Consider the following 18,789-nt stretch of genomic DNA (forward strand, 5'->3'; position numbering starts at 1 on the left):
CGCAGGCGGCTTCGACGTTGGAGTAGTCGAAGCGGTCGGGGTCGGGCATGGGCCAGGCTTCGATCTGGTCGAGATCGGCGCTGGCGAGGGGCCATTCGCAGTAGTCCCAGTAGCCGCCGGATTCGTGGTCGACCCATCGCCGGCGAACGCCCCAGTCGTCGACCTTGATCGGGCCGAGGTCCTGGTGGAGGCGCGGGCCGGTGTAGGTGGGCCAGACGGTGCGGAAGTCGACACCGAGGGCTTCGTCCGGTTCGCGGCCGTTGAAGTGTTCGCGGAGACGGCGGTCGATGTCGGCGTTGCCGTAGTAGTTGATCGGGACGCGGTCGGGCTCCTGGTGAGCGACGGCGGTCAGGACACGCTCTTTTGGGGTCATCGGTTTGGGCATTGGGGTTTTTGGCTCCAGGCACTAACTATCAACAGATCGCGATAGCAAGGAGTCCGTCGAGGGCGGCGGACCCACATTTCGGTTGTGGGGGAATAGATAACCGAGAGGGGGCGTGATTTCAAGGGGAAGACCGGCGATGCGGGAGCTGGGCGGCTGTGCTGAAGGACGGAGGCGGCATAAAGTAGAATGTCCCCTTTTTGTCAGGTGAGGTTGAGGAGGCGGAGGGCGTAGCGTTTGGCTGGGGGGTTGGTGGTGACTCGGTCGAGGAGGGCGATGAGGGAGACGATGAATTGGCCCTGGCCGTGATGGGAGAGGGCGGCGGCGGGGGCTGGGTTCCAGGTTTTGGCGGCCCAGTCGCCTTCACCGGTGGCGAGGATGGTTTGGAGGCCTTCGGCTTGCATGGTGACGGGCATGAGGGGTTCGATCATGTCGGTGGCGGTGCTGTGCCAGAGGAAGAAGTCGTCTTGCTGGAAGCCTTCGACCAAGGGATGGCTGGTGGAGCAGTTGGCGAAGTATCGGGGGCCCATGCCGGGGTGTTGGAGGGTGAATTTGGCGTTGGCGAAGGTGAGGGTGGAGTTCCAGTCTTTTTCGGTCATTTCGAGGTCGGTCAGGACCACTCGCCCCCCCTGCCGGACGGCTTGGTTTAGGGCGGACTTATGGCGTCGCAGTTCGGCTGGGGAGTCGACGAGGATCGGAGCGTCGGTCTGGTTGTTCCAGAGTTGGGGTTTGAGGCCGAGTTGGAGGGCGAGTTTCCAGGCGGCGCCGCCCTGGCGGGCGAGGACGTAGACCTTGCGGCTTGAGGGCGCAAGTTTGGGGAAGACGTCGAAGGACCTTTGGGTCCAGTGGACGATCTTGCCGGCTCGGTCCTTGAGGGCGAGTTGGAGGGTGAAGGCGGTGCGTTCGGCGACGTCCGGCAGGCGGAAGTCGAAGACGCCCTGGCAGGATGGCGCGAGGGCGGGAACGTCGGCTTGGGTCTGGGCGGCGAAGACGGTTTTTCGGCCCTGGCGGAGTTGCCAGGCGATTCGATGGCCCTTGAGTTCGTGCGGCAGGTCGTTGCAGACCCAGAATTCGGCGTCGAGGCGGTCGTTGGCGAAGTAGTGGGTGCGGTCGGAGCGGATGTTGGCGGCGACGGGGGCGAGGGCGTCGCGGTAGGCGAAGTAGGCGGGTTTGGGCTGGCGTTTGACGTCCATGATGGCCTTCATCCAACCGGAGGGAAAGGCGTCGATGAAGAGGTGGATGGCGAAGCTGATCATGCGGGGATCGCGGCGGAAGGCCTCGGTCATGGTGGCGGTGGCCCAGCCCTGGAAGCGCTGGGACGCGGCAACCCATTCGGGGAGGGTGCGTTGGGTGGTGAACCAGACGTAGTGGAAGCGTGCGGTCTGGGCCTGGACGATGGACGCGGGCGACCAGGGCTCGTCGAGTTTTTTGGGCAGCCAGGTTTTGGGATAGCCTTCGAGCATGGTGTTGACGTGGTCGAGGCCCTCGGCTCCGAATTCGCCGCAGGCGTAGTTCCAGCCGGGTTTGACCTTCTGCCAGTAGCCTTTGATGAGCTTGCCGAGGGGCAGGCCGTGGAGGTTGTACCAGCAGTTGTAGCAGTGGTTGTCGGGCAGGCCGACGTCCGGCGGGTCGTAGTCGCCGTCGACGTGCTTGATGACGCAGTCGGGATTTTCGAGGAGGACGGCGCGGTCGGCGGCTTGGAAGAAGGCTTCGAGTTCATCGCGCTGGAGGTGGCGATGGGCCCGGCCCAAGGCGCCGGAGAAGGGCTCGTTGATGTAGGAGACGGCGACGTTGCAGGGATGGGCGCGGACGAGCCGTTCCATTTCGCCGGCCTGTCGGACGGTTTCGGCGAACTGGTTTCGGCGGAGGACGCCGAAGAGGGGCAGATCGGTCTGGGTCATCATGCCGAGTCGGTCGCAGAACTCGTAGATTTCCGGCTGAACGGGGCGTTGGGTGAGGCGGAAGAAGTTCATGTTGCAGAGTTTGGCGAGGAGAATGTCGTCGCGGAGCTGGTTCCAGTCCTTTTTGGCGACGCACTGCTGCATGTGGCCCATGGTGTTGGCGCCGCGGAGCTTGACGGGCCGGCGGTTGAGAAGGAATCGGCCTTTAGGTTCGGTAGAGGTATCGAGGCGGAAGTCGCGCAGGCCGAACTGGCGGGCGGCGGCGTCGAGGAGACGGCCGGACTGGTCGTAGAGTTTGACCTGGAGCTGGTAGAGCCAAGGGGATTCGAGGTCCCAGAGTTTGGGATCGGGCATGTCGACGCGGTAGCGGTAGTAATTGAGGGTGGGGCCGACGGGGATCTGCTGTTTGTCGGATTTGAGGACGGTCTGTTTGAAGTTCTGGCCGTGGATGGCGTATTCGAGGACCAGTTCGGTGTCGTCGGCCTGGGTGCTGTAGAGGTCGATCCAGAGCTCGGCTTGGTTGCGGTCGATCAGCGGCCGGACGAAGAGGTCGGCGACGTGGTAGTTGGCGCGGACCTGGACGCAGGCGTCCTGATAGATGCCCATGCCGGGCGGGCAGTGGTGCCATCCGATTTCGGGGTCGTCCCATCCGAGGCCGGTGGCGGCGTAGATTTTGTCGCCCTGGGTTTTGTCGTCGCCCCAGGAGTCGTTGCTCATGCAGATGGCGTCGTTTTCGATGCGGACGACCAGGACGTTGCGGCCGGGTCGGGCGGCGGCGGTGAGGTCGAATTCGAAGGGGGCGAAGAAGCCCTCGTGGGAGCCGACGTAGGTTCCGTTGAGAAAGGCGTGGGTTTTGTAGTCGGCGCCTTTGAAGCAGAGCCAGCAGGCTTTGGATCTGGCGAGGTCGGACTTGGCGAGGTCGAAGGTGGTGCGGTAGTAGGCAGCGGCGCGGCCGGTGGGTCCGCCGAAGTGCGGGATGGCGACGCGCTGCCATTTGCCCCTGCCGGCGAGGGTGTGAGCGAAGTCGGCGCGGTCGGCTTGGGTTTCGTGGCGGAAGTCGAAGGAGTCGAGGGCGATGGTCTTGCGGGTCGGTTTGAGTTTGGGGGCGAGGTCGCGGGTGAATCTGTCGGTCTGACGGCGGAGGCGCTGGAGTTCGCGCTGGAGTTTTTCGGGCGTGTCGAGTTTGGCGGGCGGGCTGAAGGCGGCGTGGAGGCTGGACTTTCGGGATTCGAGTTTTTTGCGGCGGATGGCCGGCGGCTGAGGCTCGATGAGCAGCGCGTCTCGCTGCTGTCTGGCTTGGGCGGCGATTTGTGCGAAGACGTCGACCTTGGTTGTCTCGGCCATTGGCGGCTCCTGATATCGTCGATTCGGGTTCTGTGGCGAACAGAGGTTTGTAACGGATCGTGGATGGCTAATCAAGCGCGGGGTGTGGGTGATGGTGAGGTGTTATCGGTGAAATGCGCATAGCTTTGGTCATTTTTGGGAGAGCTATTGCCACGCCTCCGACGGCGATTACATCGGATTGTATTACCATTAGTAGTTTTCTTGCAGACTTTTATATCAAGTCACGTTTTGTCTTGACTTCGTCATGGGAAACGGGATAATGAGGGCATGCTCATGCTATATACATAGGCTATACAATGACTACGGCGGAGCTGGCAATTGGAGTGGACCGGGGGTTGCGGGTGCCGATCTATCGGCAGATCGGGCGGCAGTTCGCCGCGATGATCGAGCGGGGTGAGTTGCGGCGTGGGCAGCGGCTGCCGGGGGTTCCCCAGTTGGTGCGGGAGTTGGGGGTGAACTACCGGACGGTGCGGCAGGCGTACCAGTATCTTTCGCAGACGGGGTTGGTGGAGATCATCAACGGCAAGGGGACGTTCGTGGCGGACCGGACGGCGGCCGGTCGGGAGACACGGACGGTCGCGGCGGTGGGATACTGGCCGCTTGATGTTCACAGCGATCGGCAGGACTTTTTGCAGAACGTGTATCGAGGGATGCGGCTTGAGGCGGAGAGGATGGGTTGGTCGTGCCCGTACATGACGCCGGCTGGGAGTCTGGTGGAGACGTGGCGTGGGTTGCGGGCGGCTGGAATGATCGTTTTCGCCACGAGTTCGGAACTGATCGATCCGGACGGGCTGAGGCAGGCGGGCGTGAAGGCGGTGACGGTCAGCGGGAGCGGCAAGGCGCTGCCGATGGTCCGGTCGGACGACCATGCGGGGATCGGGGCGATGATGGATCACCTGTTTGACCTGGGGCATCGGCGGGTCGCGTTTGTGGGGGCTTCGCAGTTGACTCACAGCGTGCGGCGCCGGATGGAGGCGTATTGCCGGAAGATGGGCGAGCGGGGGCTTTCAATTCAGCCGTCATGGATATTCATTTCAGAAGACCCGGTGCTGCAGGAGTGGGAGGAGCAGGAGCGAGTGTATGAGCAGTTGTTCGGGTCGGACGCCCCCCCTACCGCGATCGTGGCTTCGTCGGGGTACGTGTCGATGTCGCTGTTGCAGTTGCTGCACCGGCACCGGGTGCGGATTCCGGAGGAGGTCTCGGTGGGCGGGTACGACGATCTTCCGGCGATGCGGTTCGCGGCCCCGCCGCTGACGACGGTGCGTCAGCCGCTGGAGGAGATCGGGCGGGAGGCGGTGCGGAAGGTGGTGGCGATGCTGGAGGAGCGGGAGGTGGAGGATACGGTGTTGCCGGTGGAGTTGGTGGTGCGGGAGTCGACGGGGAGGGCGAGAGAGTCATGATTTCGGATTTCGAGTTTCGGATTTCGAGTTTGCGGAGGCGAAACATGCGTTGGGCAGCGTGGAGGATTGGGGTTCGGGAGGGAAGGTCGTTTACGCTGATTGAGCTTTTGGTGGTGGTGGCGATCGTGGCGGTGCTGGTGGCGATCTTGCTGCCGGCGCTCTCGGCGGCGCGGGAGAGTTCGCGGCGGGTGGTGTGCGGATCGCAGATTCGGCAGGTTGCAGCGGCGTTCGTGGTGTATGGGCAGGAGTACGCGGTGCTGCCGCCGGCGCTGACGTGGCCGAGCGGTCCGGAGCCGTATTCGATGGACCTGGAGGTGGCGACGGCATTGGGACGATTGGGGGCGAGCTGGGAGATGGAGTATCGCGGGACGTCGTATGGGATATGGTCCGGGATATGGCGGTGCCCGTCCAGTGAAGGACTGGTGAGGGGGTATCGTCCGGACAAAGGGTGTTTTCTCAACGATCAGCACATGGTGCAGACGCATTTGAAGGGGCATCCGCGGTACATGGGACGGCTTTCGCCGGCCCGGCTGGAGGATGAGATGGGCCCGGTGTTCGCGGACATCTGGCGCGGCTGGACACAGGCGCCCGGCGAGTGGTTGTCGAACCACATGGCCGACGAGCGCGACCCGGCGGGATACAACCAGGGTTGGAGCGACGGGCACGTGCAGTGGGTTCCGTTTTCGGCGATGAAGGGCGATCCGTTCGACGGGTGGATGTATCACCGGGCGCCGAGTTCGTCGATTTACTATTGGGTGGAAGAGCCTTAGCGGCGGTAGACGTGCGGCGGCGGGCGCAGGAAGGCCGGCAGGCGCTTTACTTCTGGAGCAGAAGATGTTCAGACGAGCGGCGATTGTGGCGTTGGCGGTGTTGGCGGCGGCGGGAACGGGATTGGGGATGGAGCGGTTTTCGGTGCGCGGAGACAAGTTCTATGTCGGGGAGGAGGAGTTTCGGATTTGGGGCATGAACGTGGTGCGGGGGTTGAATCTGACGGATGCGCAGTTGCACGCGACGGTGGACCGGTTGGGGTTTCTCGGCTGCAACATGGCGCGGCTGCACACGCTGGGCGAGACGCACTATGGTGATCTGGGGTGGTCGTGCGGGGTGTTGCCGATCGAGAAGGAGTCGGCGCGGGAGTTGATCAACGTGGAGGATTTCTGGCGGCTGATGAACGCGATGCGTGCGAAGGGAATCTACATCTGCATCGACGTGATCATCGGGCGGCACTTCAAGCCGGGTGAATCGGCGATTCTGGTGACGGATGAGGCGGACCGCAAGGCGTGGGAGGAGGCGATCGGGCAGTTCGATCGGTGGAACGGGACGCACAAGCGGGCGATGACGTATCTGCCGATTTTCGATGAGCGGTGCGAGACGTTGACGCAGGAGTACATGCAGCAGGTGCTTGGGCTTCGGAATCCCAAGACGGGATTCCGGCTGGCTGAGGATCCGCAGTTGGCGATGATTACGACATGCAATGAGGGGTACGGGTTTCGGCTGATCCGGGCGAAGGGGCTGCATCGGTCGATGCCGGAGTATTTTGGGGCGAAGCTGCGTGGGCGGTGGTGCGAGTGGCTGGCGGGCAAGTACGGATCGGACGAGAAGTTGGCGGAGGCGTGGCGGCAGGATGGCGTGAAGGGGTTGGTCGAGGGCGAGAGCCTGAGCGGCAGTTCGGTGGCGTTGGCTCCGACGCACGACGAGGCGAAGGAGTACTCAGCCAAGCGGGACGAGGACCTGTTGGCATTTTTGACCGAGATCGACATGGCGTTTCAGGGGCGGATGCAGGAGTGTTACCGGCAGGCGGGTTTTGCGGGTCCGACGATGTACGGGGATTTCAACAATTCGCACGCGGGTACGGCCCGGCTATGGGCGGAGAGCGACCTGTGCCCGTATCTGGAGGATCACGAGTATCCGGACGCGAACGTCGATTTCTTCCGGTGGTCGAATATCGTGATTACGCGGACGCGGGTGCCGGCGGAGCCGCATCCATACGCGTGGGGCAAGCCGTATTGGCGGAGCGAGTACGGGATGACGAATGCGAGTCGGATACCGTCGCCGCTGTTCACGGCGGTGTACCAGTCGCTGACGGGGATGGACGGGATCACGTGGTTCGCATGGAACTTGCGGTATCACAAGAATCGGTTCCAGTACAAGGAGTTGGTCAAGGGCGAGGTCGGGGCGTTGGACTTCATCGGGGAGATTCCGTGGCAGTTGGTGTATCGGGCGTCGGGACGGCTGTACAAGTCGAGGGAGATCAAGGCGCTGGAGGACGTCGAGGCGCTGAAGCGCATCTTCAGCCGGGCGAACGTGGAGACGGATCAGGTGTACCGGGCCAACGGCAAGGGATTGTTGCGGGTGGAGACGGAGCATTTTGTCGCAGCGGCGTGCGATACGCCGCAGAAGCTGGCGTTCGAGAAGGCGGAGATGGATATCACGAGCGACAAGTGCAACGTGGTGATCGCGGAGTTTATGGACGAGGGCCAAGCGGATTACGATTGCGAGGTGACGGCGGTGGGACTGGCGGGAGGCACGTATGAGGATCGGGATGATTTTGAGCAGTGGGAGGACGTGACGTTCGTGACTGGGACGATCGGGTTTGGGGACCGGCAGGTCAAAGCGGTGATTCATCTGGATGATGGGGGCGATGAGATTCGCCGATTGGCGGGCCAGGGGTCGGCGATGGAGTTGGTGGACGGGGTGCGGCTGTATCGGGTGATTTTTGAGGAGGCGGCGCCGTAGGCGGGCGTTGGGGGGGCGGTTCGGCCTGGTGGAGGGTCGGGCCAGCTATTCGGGTTGGTCGGGATGGGGTGGCGACGCAGGTGATCGGCTGGGTTTTGGGCGGGGAGTCCCATTCCACGAGTCGGCGGGGAAAAATGGCTTGACAATATTTATCGATTGATTAGGCTATATTTAACGATTGATAGGAGATAACTTGGGCGATGGCGGTGACGCTGGCGGATATTGCGAGGCGAGCGGGGGTGAGCAAGACGGCGGTATCGCGGGTGGTGAACCACAGCCGTGGGACGGCTGGGATCAGTGCGTCGAAGCGGGCTGAGATTCTGAGGGTGGCCCAGGACATGGGGTACTTGCCGAACGCGGCGTCGCGAGCGACGCGTCAGGGTCGGTTCAACCGGATCGCGGGGGTGGTGGTGCAATATGGTTCTGACGGGAGCGGCTACTTTCCGAACACGGGTTTTCTAGATCCGGCGGCGGACCACCTGGCGGAGCACGGGTATTCGCTGGTGCTGGAGCCGCTTCACCTGGACCTGCTGGATGATGCGTTCCGGGAGCCACCTCGGATTTTTTCTGAGTTGGCGGTTGATGGGATCCTGGGTCTTCCGGCTGGAGGCGTTGTGCCGGCGACCGTGGACGAGCACCTGGCGCGGCTTGGGGCGCCGGTGGTGTGGATGAACCGGGACCAAGCGGAGCACCCGCACTCGGTGATGAGCGATGAGGAGGCGAACGCCCGGATGCTCGTGCGGCACCTGATCGATTTGGGGCACCGGCGGATCGGGTACATCGCGTTCGAGTCGCCCAATTACGTGCTCTCGCGACGCGCCCGCGGCGTGCTGGGCGAGTTGGAGGCGGCGGGTTTGGACACTTCGGGCGTGCTGATCGGGCCTCGGGCGAGCTGCATGGTAGGCTTGGCGGAGGCGTTGCTGGTTCCGCGGCTTCGGGTCACGGCGGCGATCGGTCAGCATCGAGGGGCGTACGATGCTTTGTCGCACACGGCGCTTCGTTTGGGCATTCGGGTTCCCGAGGAGCTTTCGTTGGCATATTTCGCGTCGCCGTGGCAGGTGGTTCTATCGGATTACCGGCCGACGACGGTGGAGGTGGCTGAGGGGCAGATGGCGGTGCGTGCGGCGGCGCGTCTGCTGGCCTTGGTGTCGGGCGAAGAGATAAGCGAGCCGGAGCCGCCGATTGCGGGAACGTTGCGACCGGGGTGGACGACGGCCCGGCCAGGCTCGGCGTGGGCTGAGGGGGTTCGGCGGTGCCGGCACGAGGAAGGCGTGTGCCTTTACGCGGATCGGACGGCGCACTGGCGGCCGTCGGTCGGGCCATAGCGTCCAGGGAAACGGTTTTTGGAGTTACGTGAGACATCGCGATGCTGCAAGCTAAGAGAAACGGCCTTGGTTTTACGCTGATCGAGTTGCTGGTGGTGGTGGCGATCATCGCGGTGCTGGTGGCGATGCTGCTGCCGGCGCTCTCGGCGGCGCGGGAGCAGGCTCGGCGTCTGGTGTGCATGAACAACCAGCGGCAGATCGGGATAGCGTTGGGGATGTACGCGAACGACCACCACGGGGTGTTGCCGTACAACCGGCGAGACAAGTCGCCGTACCCGTCCCCGTGGTGGTGGCTGTATCCGGGCCCGGGTTGGAGCGTGATGGAGCGGGTTCAGTTCGGCCTGCTGAAGGGCTACGTGGGGGACGGGCAGGCCTACGGATGCCCGGTGATCATGCAGTGCCCGGAGGACCGGAACTTTCGGTACGGAGCGGATCACGGCGAGAACACGTCGTACATGATCAATCCGGAGGCGGGGTCGAACGCGAACTCGACGGGCGAGGCGGGCCGATTGGACGCCCTGCCGCCGGCGCGGGCGGCGACGATCGATATCTACTCATGGTGGAGGCCCTACTACTTCGCCACCGGCTGGCATGAGAATCACCAGTCCCGCGGGGCGAACGTGCTGAAGGTGGACGGCCGCGTCACGTGGATCAGTCCCGATCAGACGTATGGCAAGTGCGGCGACTGGGCATGGTGGTTTCTCGACTGGTTCTGACCTCGGCAGGGAGGATTTGGCATGACCATTCGCATCGGGATGATGGTGTGCCTTCTGATCGGTGTCGCGGCCGGGCAAGTCACGTATTACGTGGACGCCGGGGCCGGAGACGACGGGAACGACGGGCGATCGTCCGGGTCGGCATGGAAGAGCCTGGAGAAGGTCAATCAGCAGACGTTCGGTCCGGGCGACAGGATACTCTTTAAGAGGGGAAGCCGGTACGCGGGACAGCTTGCGCCGAAAGGTTCGGGCGAGGAAGGCCGGCTGATCGTTATCGGCGTCTACGGCGAAGGGGATCGGCCTCGGATTGACGGCGAAGGGGTCGACAGCGCCCTTGTGCTGCACAACGTCGAGTACTGGGAAGTCAGCGGGCTGGAGATCACGAATACGGGCAAGACGCGAGGGCCGAGGAGCGGGGTTCGCATCCGCGTCGACGATTTCGGGACGGCGCGTCATATCCGGATCAGAGACCTTTACATTCACGACGTGAACGGGACGAACGTGAAGGCGGACGGCGGCGGGTCGGGGATCGCGTGGAGCAACGGCGGAGAGCGGGTCAAGAGCCGGTTCGACGGGCTGGTGATCGAGAACTGCCGCCTGGTTCGGACGGACCGCAACGGGATCGTGGGCGGCGGGTACGGCGACCGGCGGGAATGGCATCCCAGCCTGAACGTGGTGATACGCGGGAACGTGATCGAGGATTTCGGCGGCGACGGGATCGTTCCGATCGGGACGGACGGCTGCCTGATCGAGCGGAACGTCTTGCGCGACGGCCGGCAGAGGGCCAAGGACGCGGCGTGCGGGATCTGGCCATTCGCCAGCGACAATACGGTGATTCAGTTCAACGAGGTCAGCGGAATGAGGCTGGACGGCGGGCATGACGGCCAGGGTTTCGACTCGGACTACAACTGCCGCAACACGATCATCCAATACAACTACAGCCACGACAACGAGGGCGGATTTTTCATGGCGTGCAACTGGGCCAAGCCGGGCGACCCGTCCAGCGCGGGCAACGTCGGCACGATTGTCCGGTACAACATCAGCCAGAACGACGGCGATCCGAACGGCAAGACGGAAGGCAACCCCATCATGTTCGTCGGACCGGTCCGGGACGTGCGGTTCTACAACAACGTGATCTACGTTTCGAAGCGGATGAACGGGCGGCCGATGATCAACACGTGGGTCACCGAGTTGGGTCCGCCGGAGGATGTGCGGTTCTACAACAATGTTTTTTACGCGGAACCGGAGACGAGCCTGGGTTGGGTGATTGGTGGGATCCGGAAGCTGGCGTTCGAGAACAACGTTTTTTTCGGGACCAGGTTTGGGCCGCCGGCGGGAGTTGATGGGATCACGGCGGACCCGCTGTTCGTTGCCCCAGGGAGCGGCAAGGATGGGTTGGGATCGCTGGGCGGCTATCGGCTTGGCGAAGGTTCGCCGTGTTTGCGGGCGGGGCGGGTCGTCGAGAACAACGGCGGGCGGGATTTCTGGGGGAACCCGGTGCCTTCGGACCGGGCGCCGGATATCGGCGCGCATCAGCGGTAGTTCGCCGGCGGGCGGAGAATGGGAATGGCGGTCAACCTGCCGCTTTGCGGCAGAACGCCCCCCCTATCGGGACTAACGGAACGTTTCTGGCGGAAAAGTAGAATGTCCCCTTTTCCTGTCGTGGCGTCGGGCTGGGTGGTTGGCGGGTTGTGGAAAAGGGGGAGTTTGCGCTGGCAAAGTGGGATTGGGGCGGCTATACCGGTGGTAGTCACTTTTGCAAGGGAGACGCCGATGAAACGTTTTGCCGTATCGGTTGTGATGGGAACGGTGGCGATGTGGGGTATGGGCGGGTGCCAGTCTTTGGGTCCGCGGACAACGACGGACGTGGATGGGTTTTATACCGTCAATCTTCGGCCGTACACGACGGCTGGGTTCGCGACGGACAAGGAGACGCCGGTGGAGTGGAACGACCTGCGGGAGTTTCCGACGGGCCGGCAGGTGTTTTTGGGGATTCCGTTCGACATCATCGACGAGGACAAAAATAAGGGAACGGCGCAGATCGAGTTGGGCAGCAGCGAGCATCTGGGCGATGAGTTGCCCTTGAAGGTGATGGGGGTGGACTTGGGCGAGCGCCGGGCCGAGCGGCTGTACATCATTCAGAAGTCGGCTTGGTCGAAGCCGGGCGAGGTGGGCGAGTATCGGATTCACTACGCGCAGCCGGGGCTGACGGAGACAATCCCGCTGGTGATTCCGCAGAATCTGCGGGACTGGCACGGCCCGGGCGAGCTGCCGGAGGCGAGAGTGGCGTGGCAGGGCAAGGTGGGAATGGGGGCGGACGTGGGGGTCTACATGTTCACGTGGGAGAATCCGCATCCGGAGGTCCCGCTTGATTCGCTGGATTTCATTTCGAACGACACGGGACCGGTGCTGTCTTTGATCGCGATCACGGGAGAGAAGCCAAAGCAATAGCGCAAGCACAGGCTTGACCGCCGAATAGACCCGCCGCAGAAGACCGGTGTCCAAGGGCCCGTCTCAGAAGGAGCCATTCGAAATGGGTACGATTCAAGTGCGCCGTTGTCTGCACATCGAGCAGACAGATTATCTTCAGGACGTCGAGGTGCCCGAGGTGGGGTACATCTCGACGGACCGCAACATCCTGGTTGAGAGCGTTCTGTACGGGTCGTCGCGGGAGTTTTACTTCCGCAGCCGCGGATTGTCGGACCAGTGCGACAAGGCGCCGCCGCTGGTGTTACGGCTCAGCGAGGACAACGGCCGATCGTGGCGGGAGATCGAGACGTGGACGCAGTACCACCACGTGGAGGGCCCGTGGCGGTGGCTGCGGTGGAGTCCCACTTACGTTTACGGACCGGGCGGGCAGCTTGCGCGGCTTTGCATGGGCTGGCTCGACGTGGAGGGTCTGGTTTCGTGGGACAAGGGGAATCCGACGCCGATCAGCGGGTTGGTGTTCGTGCAACTGTCGAACGATCTGGGGCGGACGTGGTCCCCGATGCGGCAGATGGTCTTCGCGGGCGAGGAGTACAACGGGGTGCATTGGGGGCCGGGGTTGTGGTTCGGGAGGAATCGGGGCGTTCTGGGCGGGCCGCCGGTGTATCTGGACGACGGGCGGTTCATGCTGACGTTTGGCACGCAGATCGTCGGCGAGCCGGCGGATCCGATGACGGGCCGCCACCAGAGCGCGTGCCTTTTCGGCCGGTTTGCCGAGGACGGGTCGGGCATCGCGTGGGAAATGACGTCGTACGCGACGGTCGGGGCGAAGCAGTCGTTTTACGGCGGCGTGGAGCCGAGCGCGGCGATGCTGAAGGACGGGCGGCTGTGGCTGACGATGCGGGTGCACGTGCACCGTGACGGCGGGTTCGAGTCCGGCGGGCGGTACTACGTGACCAGCGACGATATGGGCAGGACGTGGAGCGAGCCTCAGGTGATGCGGTACGACGATACGGGCGAGAAGGTGCACATTCCGGCGTGCCTGGCCCACGTGCTGCGGTCGAGCCGCAACGGTCGGCTGTATATGATTACGAACATCGTGGACGAGCCGGCCTACGCCTGCGACCCGCGGACGACGCTGCAGATCGCGGAGATCGAGGAGCCCTCGCTGCGGGTGATCCGCGACTCGATCACGGTGATCGAATCGCGCCGACCGGATCAGCCGGAGTACATCCGGTTTTCGAACTGGGCTCGCTACGAGGACCGCGAGACGGGAAATCTGGTGATGCTGATGTCGGAGAATCCCGGCAACGTCGGACGGCACGAGGAGTGCGGCGTGGAGCCGCACAGCTATCGATATGAGATCGAGCTTCCGGAATGAGCGGGACGCGCGAACCGGCCAAGGAGCGCTGAACATGAGCGCGATCAGAGTGCGGCGATCGATGCACATCGAGCAGCCGACGATCCTGCAGGAGGCCCACGTGTATGAGGCGTTCTACGCCTCGGCTCGCGAGAACGTGTTGACCGAGACGGTGGCGTTCGGCGGGTCGCGGGAATTTTACTTTCGCAGCCGCGGGTTGCGGGACAAAGGTGAGCGGATCGACCCGCCGGTGATCCGCCGGAGCGAGGACAACGGGCGGACGTGGAAGGTGATCGAGACGTGGGAGAAGTACCACATGCTGGAGGGCAAGTGGCGTTGGCAGCGATGGCTGCCGAAGTACGCGGTCGATCCGAAGACGGACGCGATGGTGAGGTTGTTTATGGGATGGCTGGACATCGAGGGTCTGGTGCCGTGGGACAAGGGGATGCCGACGCGGTTTTCCGGATTACGAACATCGTAAACGAGCCGGTCTACGGCTGCGATCCGCGGACGACGCTGCAGATCGCGGAGATCGCCGAGCCGTCGCTGCGGGTGATACGGGAGTCGATTACGGCGATTGAGACGCGTCAGCCGGACCAGTACGAGCAGATCCGGTTTTCGAATTTCGCGCGGTATGAGGATCGGGAGACGGGGAACATCGTGCTGCTGATGACCGGGTGTCCGGGCAATCAGGGGCGGCACGAGGAGTGCGGCGTGGAGCCGCACGCGTATCGGTACGAGATCGTCGTGCCGGATTGAACGGTGATTGATCGCGGGAGGATGAGAAGGATGGAGATGACGGAACTGGGGCGAACCGGGATCCGCGTGAGCCGGTTGTGCATCGGCTGCTGGCAGGCGGCGGGTTGGGAGACGTCGGACGACGAGCGGTTCATGCGGACGCTGGCGCACGCGCTGGACCGCGGGCTGAACTTTCTGGACACGGCGCCGGCGTACGGCCGCGGCCATTCGGAAGAGTTGGTGGGCAAGGTGATCGCGGGTCGGCGGGAGAAGGTGGTGGTGGCGACGAAGCTGAGCGCGTCGACGACCAAGCCGGAGAAGGTTCGCGAGGGGTTGGAGAACTCCCTGCGGCGGCTGGGGACCGATTACATCGACCTGTACCAGCAGCACTGGCCGCAGCGGGAAGAGAAGATGGAGGAGACGGTGGCCCTGCTGGAGCGGTTCAAGCAGGAGGGCAAGATTAGGGCGATCGGGGTTTCGAACTGGATGGAGCTGGAGTGGCGGGAGTTGGCGGACCCGTCGCGGGTGGACTGTCTTCAGCCATGCCATAGCCTGTTGTGGCGGTCGATCGAGAAGAGCGTGCTGCCGATGTGCCGGGAGCACCGGATCGCGGTGATTCCGTATTCGTCGCTGTGCCAGGGGATTCTGGCGGGCAAGTTCAGGAGTCTGGATCGGGTTCCCACGGATTCGCGGGAGCGGAACCGACGTCTGGATGCGAAGGGGTTTCCGGAGGTTTTGCGGGTGGTCGCGGCGCTCGAGGAGGTGGCGGACAAGTACGGCAAGAGCCTGACGCAGACGGCGCTTCGCTGGCTGCTGGATCAGGAGGGTGTGACGGCTCCGATCGTTGGGGCGTCGCGTCCGGAGCAGGTGGATGACAATATCGGGGCGCTGGGCTGGCGGCTGGCGACGGAGGATTGGCAGAGGCTTTCGGAGGTGAGCTGGCCGCTGTCGGCGGAGCTGGGTCCGACGGACACGCTGTGGACCTGGCATCCGCGGTACAGCGAGAAGAAGGGGTGACGGTCAACGGTTGACGACGTTGACGGGGTTTCCGGCGAGGAAGGCGCGGAGGTTTTCGACGGCGGTGTGCATGAGGCGTTGGCGGGCTTCGCGGGTGGCCCAGGCGATGTGCGGGGTGACCAGGCAGTTTTTGGCGGCCAGGAGGGGGTTGTTGGGCGGCGGCGGCTCGGCTGAGAGGACATCGACGGCGGCGCCGGCGATTCGGCCGGCGGCCAGGGCGTCGGCGAGGTCCTGTTCGACGATGAGCGGACCGCGCGAGGTGTTGAGCAGGAAGGCGGAGGGTTTCATCCGGTCGAGGGTCTGACGGTTGATGAGGCCCTGGGTTTCGGGGAAGAGGGGGCAGTGGAGGCTGACCACGTCGGCGTTGGCGAGCAGGTCGGGGATTTCGGCCCAGGCGAATCGTCGCAGCGTCGGCGGCGGGTTTTTGACCCGGTCAGCGGCGAGGACGGCCATGCCCAGGGCGTCGGCGATTTGGGCGACCTGTCGGCCGATGCGTCCGAAGCCGATGATGCCGATGGTCTTATCGGCCAGTTCGATCAGGGGAGAATTCCAGAAGCAGAAATCGCGGCTGGCGGACCACTGGCCGCGGCGGACGGCATCGCTGTGGGCCTGGACGTGGTGGCAGAGCTCGAGCAGGAGGGCGAAGGTGAGCTGGGCGACGGAATGGGTGCCATAGGTGGGCACGTTGGTGACGGGGATGTCGCGATCGGCGGCGGCTTGAACATCGACGACGTTGTAGCCGGTGGCGAGGACGCCGATGTATTGGAGGTCGGGCAGCGCGCGGATGGTCTGAGCGGTCAGAGGGGTTTTGTTGGTCAGGAGGATCGCAGCGCCGGCGGCGCGGGCAAGGATGTGGTCGGCGGGCGTGCGGTCGTGGACGGTCAGGTCGCCGAGCTGTTCGAGGGCGGCCCAGCTCAGGTCGCCGGGATTGAGGGTGAAGCCGTCGAGCACCACGATTTTCATCAGCCGATCTCCAGCGTCCGCAGGATGCAGTCGACCACCTGCTGGTGATCGAGTCCGTTGCAGTCGATGGTAACGTCGGCGTGCCGGCGATACAACGGCTGGCGTTCGTCGTAGAGCTGGGCAAGGGAGTAACCGGGCGGCATGACGACGCCGCGGGTCAGCAGGTTGGTCAGTCGTTTTTCGAGGCGGTCGAAGGGCAGGTCGAGATGGACGGCGAGTCCGCGGCGTTTGAGATGGGCCATGGCGGCCTGGCTGTAGATGACGCTTCCGCCGGTGGCGATGACGAAGTCGCGGCAGTTGAGGGTGAGGACTTCGGCCTCTTCGGTTCTGAGGAATTCCTCGCGTCCGTTGGCGTCGATGATCTCCTGGAGACGCCGGCCGAGGCGTGCCTGGATGTAGACGTCGGTGTCGATAAAGTCGAGACTGGTGACCTTGGCGAGGAGAACGCCGACGGTGCTCTTGCCGACGCCGGGCATGCCGATCAGGACGATGTTGTCGCGTTCGCGGAGGCGTGAGGTCATGGGTGGCGACTAGACGGGCCGGAAGGGGTAGTTCTGGATCTGCTTGAGGAGTTCGGGTTTCTTGATTTTGAGGGTGGTGGTCTTGGGGAACTCCTGGGCGGAGAGGGCGAAGTACTTGGGTCGTTTGTAGTCGGCGAGGGTGCGGCAGACCTTGCGGAGTTCGGTGCGGATCATACGGGAGAGTTCGGTTTCGGACTTGTCCTGCGAGAGTTCGTCGTGCGGGACGACGAGGGCGGCGACTTCCTCGGAGCGGCTGCCGTTGCGCCGTCCCAAGACGCAGACCTCCTTGATGAGCGGGCTTCGGGCGATGGCCTTTTCGACCTCTTCGGGCGAGACGTTCTTGCCGGATTCGCCGATGATGACGTTCTTGAGGCGTCCGGAGATGAAGAGGTATCCGTCGTCGTCCAACCAGCCGATGTCGCCGGTGTGCAGATAGCCGTCGCGAAGGACCTGGGCGGTGGCCTGGGCGTCCTGGAAGTAGCCGGCCATGATGTTGGGGCCGCGGACGAGGACTTCGCCGGCGCCGGGCTCGCAGCCTTCACGAGGCTGGACGACGACGTCGAGGCCGGGTATCGGTCGGCCGACCGATCCGAGACGGTGGGACAAGATCGTGTTGGTGCTGACGATGGGGGCGGCTTCGGAGAGGCCGTAGCCCTGCAGGATCGGCAGGCCGATGCAGTCGAAGAATTCGGCGATTTCCGGGTCGAGGGGCGCGCCGCCGGAGACGAAATATCGCATCTGCGAGCCGAAGCGTCGGCGGAGCTTTCGGAAGAAGAACCGTCCGACGTGCCAACCGCGTCGCCGGCCGGCCCGGCTGACCGCCATGAGGGCGTGGTAGAACGTCCGCCGCCAGAGCGGCGATTCCGCAACGGCGGTGACGATGCGTTTGTGGAAGAGGCGGGCGACGGCGGGGACGATGAGGCATATCGTGGTGTCGAGCTTCTGCATGGCCTCAGCGATGATCCGCGGGTTGAGCGAGTGGACGTAGGTCACGCAGGCCCCGTTGTAGAACGGCACGAGCATGCCAGCGGTTTTTTCGAAGACGTGGCTGAGGGGCAGCAGGGAGATGAAGCGGTCGTCGGGATAGCAGTCGAACGCCTGGGAGGCGGCGGTGATATTCGAGGCGATGTTCCGATGGGTCAGCATGATTCCCTTTGGATCGCCGGTGGCGCCGGAGGTGAAGGTGATGACGGCGATGTCATCGGGGGCGGCGTTCTGGAGCGTCAGATCGGGGAATGGGATAGCTGGGTCGGTAATTCTTTCGGAGAGGGCCTGTTCGAGATAGACGACGTTGAGGCCGTCCAGACCGGCGGCGGCCCGGCGGGCGACCTCGCCCATCTGCTCGGACGAGACCAGGGTTTTCGAGCAGGATTGGACCAGGATGTCGCGGATTTCGTCAGGACCCAGGCGGGTGTCGACGGGAACGACGACGGCGCCGAGGAGATGAATGGCGAAGTAGGCCATGCTCCACTCGGGTCGGTTCTCGGAGATCAGGGCCACGTGGTCGCAGCGGGCGACGCCGCGCTGGGCCAACCACTTGGCCACCAGGTCGGCTCCGATGGCGATCTGGCGGTAGGTATAGCCCTGGATCTCGCCCTCTTCGTTGAGCGTCTGAAAAGCCGGCGAGTCACCGAATCGATGCGCGCTATAAGCCAGCAGCTCCGGTAACGTATTCATTTCGCCCATGCACCTCGGGCACGGTTCTCAGTGCTTCGCAGTGATTTTCTCAGTGTTTCTTCTGCGATCCGGCGTTTACTAATAATAAGTTACTGATGTCGGGTGAAAAAGTCCACACAAAATTCTCGCCTATCATGTAATTGTTTCTGACGAATGGCAAACGGGGTCGCCGGGCCTGTCGACGACGGTTTTTGGTGCTTTGTTGGGCAATTATAGGAGCGAAGGGACGATTTGGTTTCGCACGGATGAGCGATCAGCGTAGAATATGAGAAGTTTGTAGAC

General features: G+C 63.7%; 16 protein-coding genes. 11 read left to right on the plus strand and 5 right to left on the minus strand.

Going from position 1 to position 18,789, the window contains the following annotated elements; translation table 11 throughout:
- A partial coding sequence (locus tag GXY33_06625; protein ID NLX04800.1) for a hypothetical protein occupies window positions 1–385 on the minus strand: 385 nt, incomplete at its 3' end.
- A 200-nt stretch (window positions 386–585) separates the two neighbouring features.
- Window positions 586–3,627 (minus strand): glycoside hydrolase family 2, encoded by a 3,042-nt coding sequence (locus GXY33_06630; protein NLX04801.1) that lies wholly within the window; start codon window positions 3,625–3,627, stop codon window positions 586–588.
- Between the two features lie 296 nt (window positions 3,628–3,923).
- On the opposite strand from GXY33_06630, the gene GXY33_06635 reads away from it, so the two are divergent.
- From GXY33_06635 to GXY33_06685, 11 genes are all read left to right on the plus strand, one after another.
- A complete protein-coding gene (locus GXY33_06635; protein NLX04802.1) occupies window positions 3,924–5,027 on the plus strand; it encodes a substrate-binding domain-containing protein in 1,104 nt (367 codons plus the stop codon).
- Window positions 5,028–5,071: 44 nt separating this feature from the next.
- Window positions 5,072–5,797 (plus strand): prepilin-type N-terminal cleavage/methylation domain-containing protein, encoded by a 726-nt coding sequence (locus GXY33_06640; GenBank protein NLX04803.1) that lies wholly within the window; start codon window positions 5,072–5,074, stop codon window positions 5,795–5,797.
- Window positions 5,798–5,861: 64 nt separating this feature from the next.
- Window positions 5,862–7,763, plus strand: a complete 1,902-nt coding sequence (locus GXY33_06645; protein NLX04804.1) for a hypothetical protein — start codon at window positions 5,862–5,864, stop codon at window positions 7,761–7,763.
- A gap of 200 nt (window positions 7,764–7,963) precedes the next feature.
- Window positions 7,964–9,088, plus strand: a complete 1,125-nt coding sequence (locus GXY33_06650) for a LacI family transcriptional regulator (GenBank protein NLX04805.1) — start codon at window positions 7,964–7,966, stop codon at window positions 9,086–9,088.
- 41 nt (window positions 9,089–9,129) lie between these two features.
- On the plus strand, window positions 9,130–9,804 hold the full coding sequence (locus GXY33_06655) for a DUF1559 domain-containing protein (GenBank protein NLX04806.1): 675 nt from the start codon (window positions 9,130–9,132) through the stop codon (window positions 9,802–9,804).
- A gap of 21 nt (window positions 9,805–9,825) precedes the next feature.
- A complete protein-coding gene (locus GXY33_06660; GenBank protein ID NLX04807.1) occupies window positions 9,826–11,346 on the plus strand; it encodes a right-handed parallel beta-helix repeat-containing protein in 1,521 nt (506 codons plus the stop codon).
- A 231-nt stretch (window positions 11,347–11,577) separates the two neighbouring features.
- Entirely contained in the window at window positions 11,578–12,255 is a 678-nt protein-coding gene (locus GXY33_06665; GenBank protein ID NLX04808.1) for a hypothetical protein, read from the plus strand.
- 82 nt (window positions 12,256–12,337) lie between these two features.
- Entirely contained in the window at window positions 12,338–13,612 is a 1,275-nt protein-coding gene (locus tag GXY33_06670; GenBank protein ID NLX04809.1) for an exo-alpha-sialidase, read from the plus strand.
- Window positions 13,613–13,646: 34 nt separating this feature from the next.
- The gene (locus tag GXY33_06675) at window positions 13,647–14,072 is read left to right on the plus strand and encodes a hypothetical protein (GenBank protein ID NLX04810.1); all 426 of its coding nucleotides are present in this window, start codon (window positions 13,647–13,649) and stop codon (window positions 14,070–14,072) included.
- Window positions 14,024–14,350: a hypothetical protein gene (locus GXY33_06680; protein NLX04811.1), complete on the plus strand. Its 327-nt coding sequence runs from the start codon at window positions 14,024–14,026 to the stop codon at window positions 14,348–14,350. The genes GXY33_06675 and GXY33_06680 overlap by 49 nt, the downstream gene beginning before the upstream one ends.
- Window positions 14,351–14,380: 30 nt before the next feature.
- Window positions 14,381–15,346, plus strand: a complete 966-nt coding sequence (locus GXY33_06685; protein NLX04812.1) for an aldo/keto reductase — start codon at window positions 14,381–14,383, stop codon at window positions 15,344–15,346.
- A 3-nt stretch (window positions 15,347–15,349) separates the two neighbouring features.
- Here the strand turns inward: GXY33_06685 and GXY33_06690 are convergent, their stop codons facing one another.
- Genes GXY33_06690 through GXY33_06700 form a run of 3 tightly spaced genes read right to left on the minus strand, consistent with a single transcriptional unit; the run spans window position 15,350 to window position 18,507 of the window.
- Window positions 15,350–16,309, minus strand: a complete 960-nt coding sequence (locus GXY33_06690; GenBank protein ID NLX04813.1) for a D-2-hydroxyacid dehydrogenase — start codon at window positions 16,307–16,309, stop codon at window positions 15,350–15,352.
- A complete protein-coding gene (locus tag GXY33_06695; GenBank protein NLX04814.1) occupies window positions 16,309–16,830 on the minus strand; it encodes a shikimate kinase in 522 nt (173 codons plus the stop codon). Before GXY33_06695 ends, GXY33_06690 begins: the two co-directional genes overlap by 1 nt.
- A 9-nt stretch (window positions 16,831–16,839) precedes the next feature.
- Window positions 16,840–18,507: an AMP-binding protein gene (locus tag GXY33_06700; GenBank protein ID NLX04815.1), complete on the minus strand. Its 1,668-nt coding sequence runs from the start codon at window positions 18,505–18,507 to the stop codon at window positions 16,840–16,842.
- Between the last annotated feature and the right edge of the window lie 282 nt (window positions 18,508–18,789).

The sequence above is a fragment of the Phycisphaerae bacterium genome, assembly GCA_012729815.1.
Lineage (GTDB): Bacteria > Planctomycetota > Phycisphaerae > JAAYCJ01 > JAAYCJ01 > JAAYCJ01.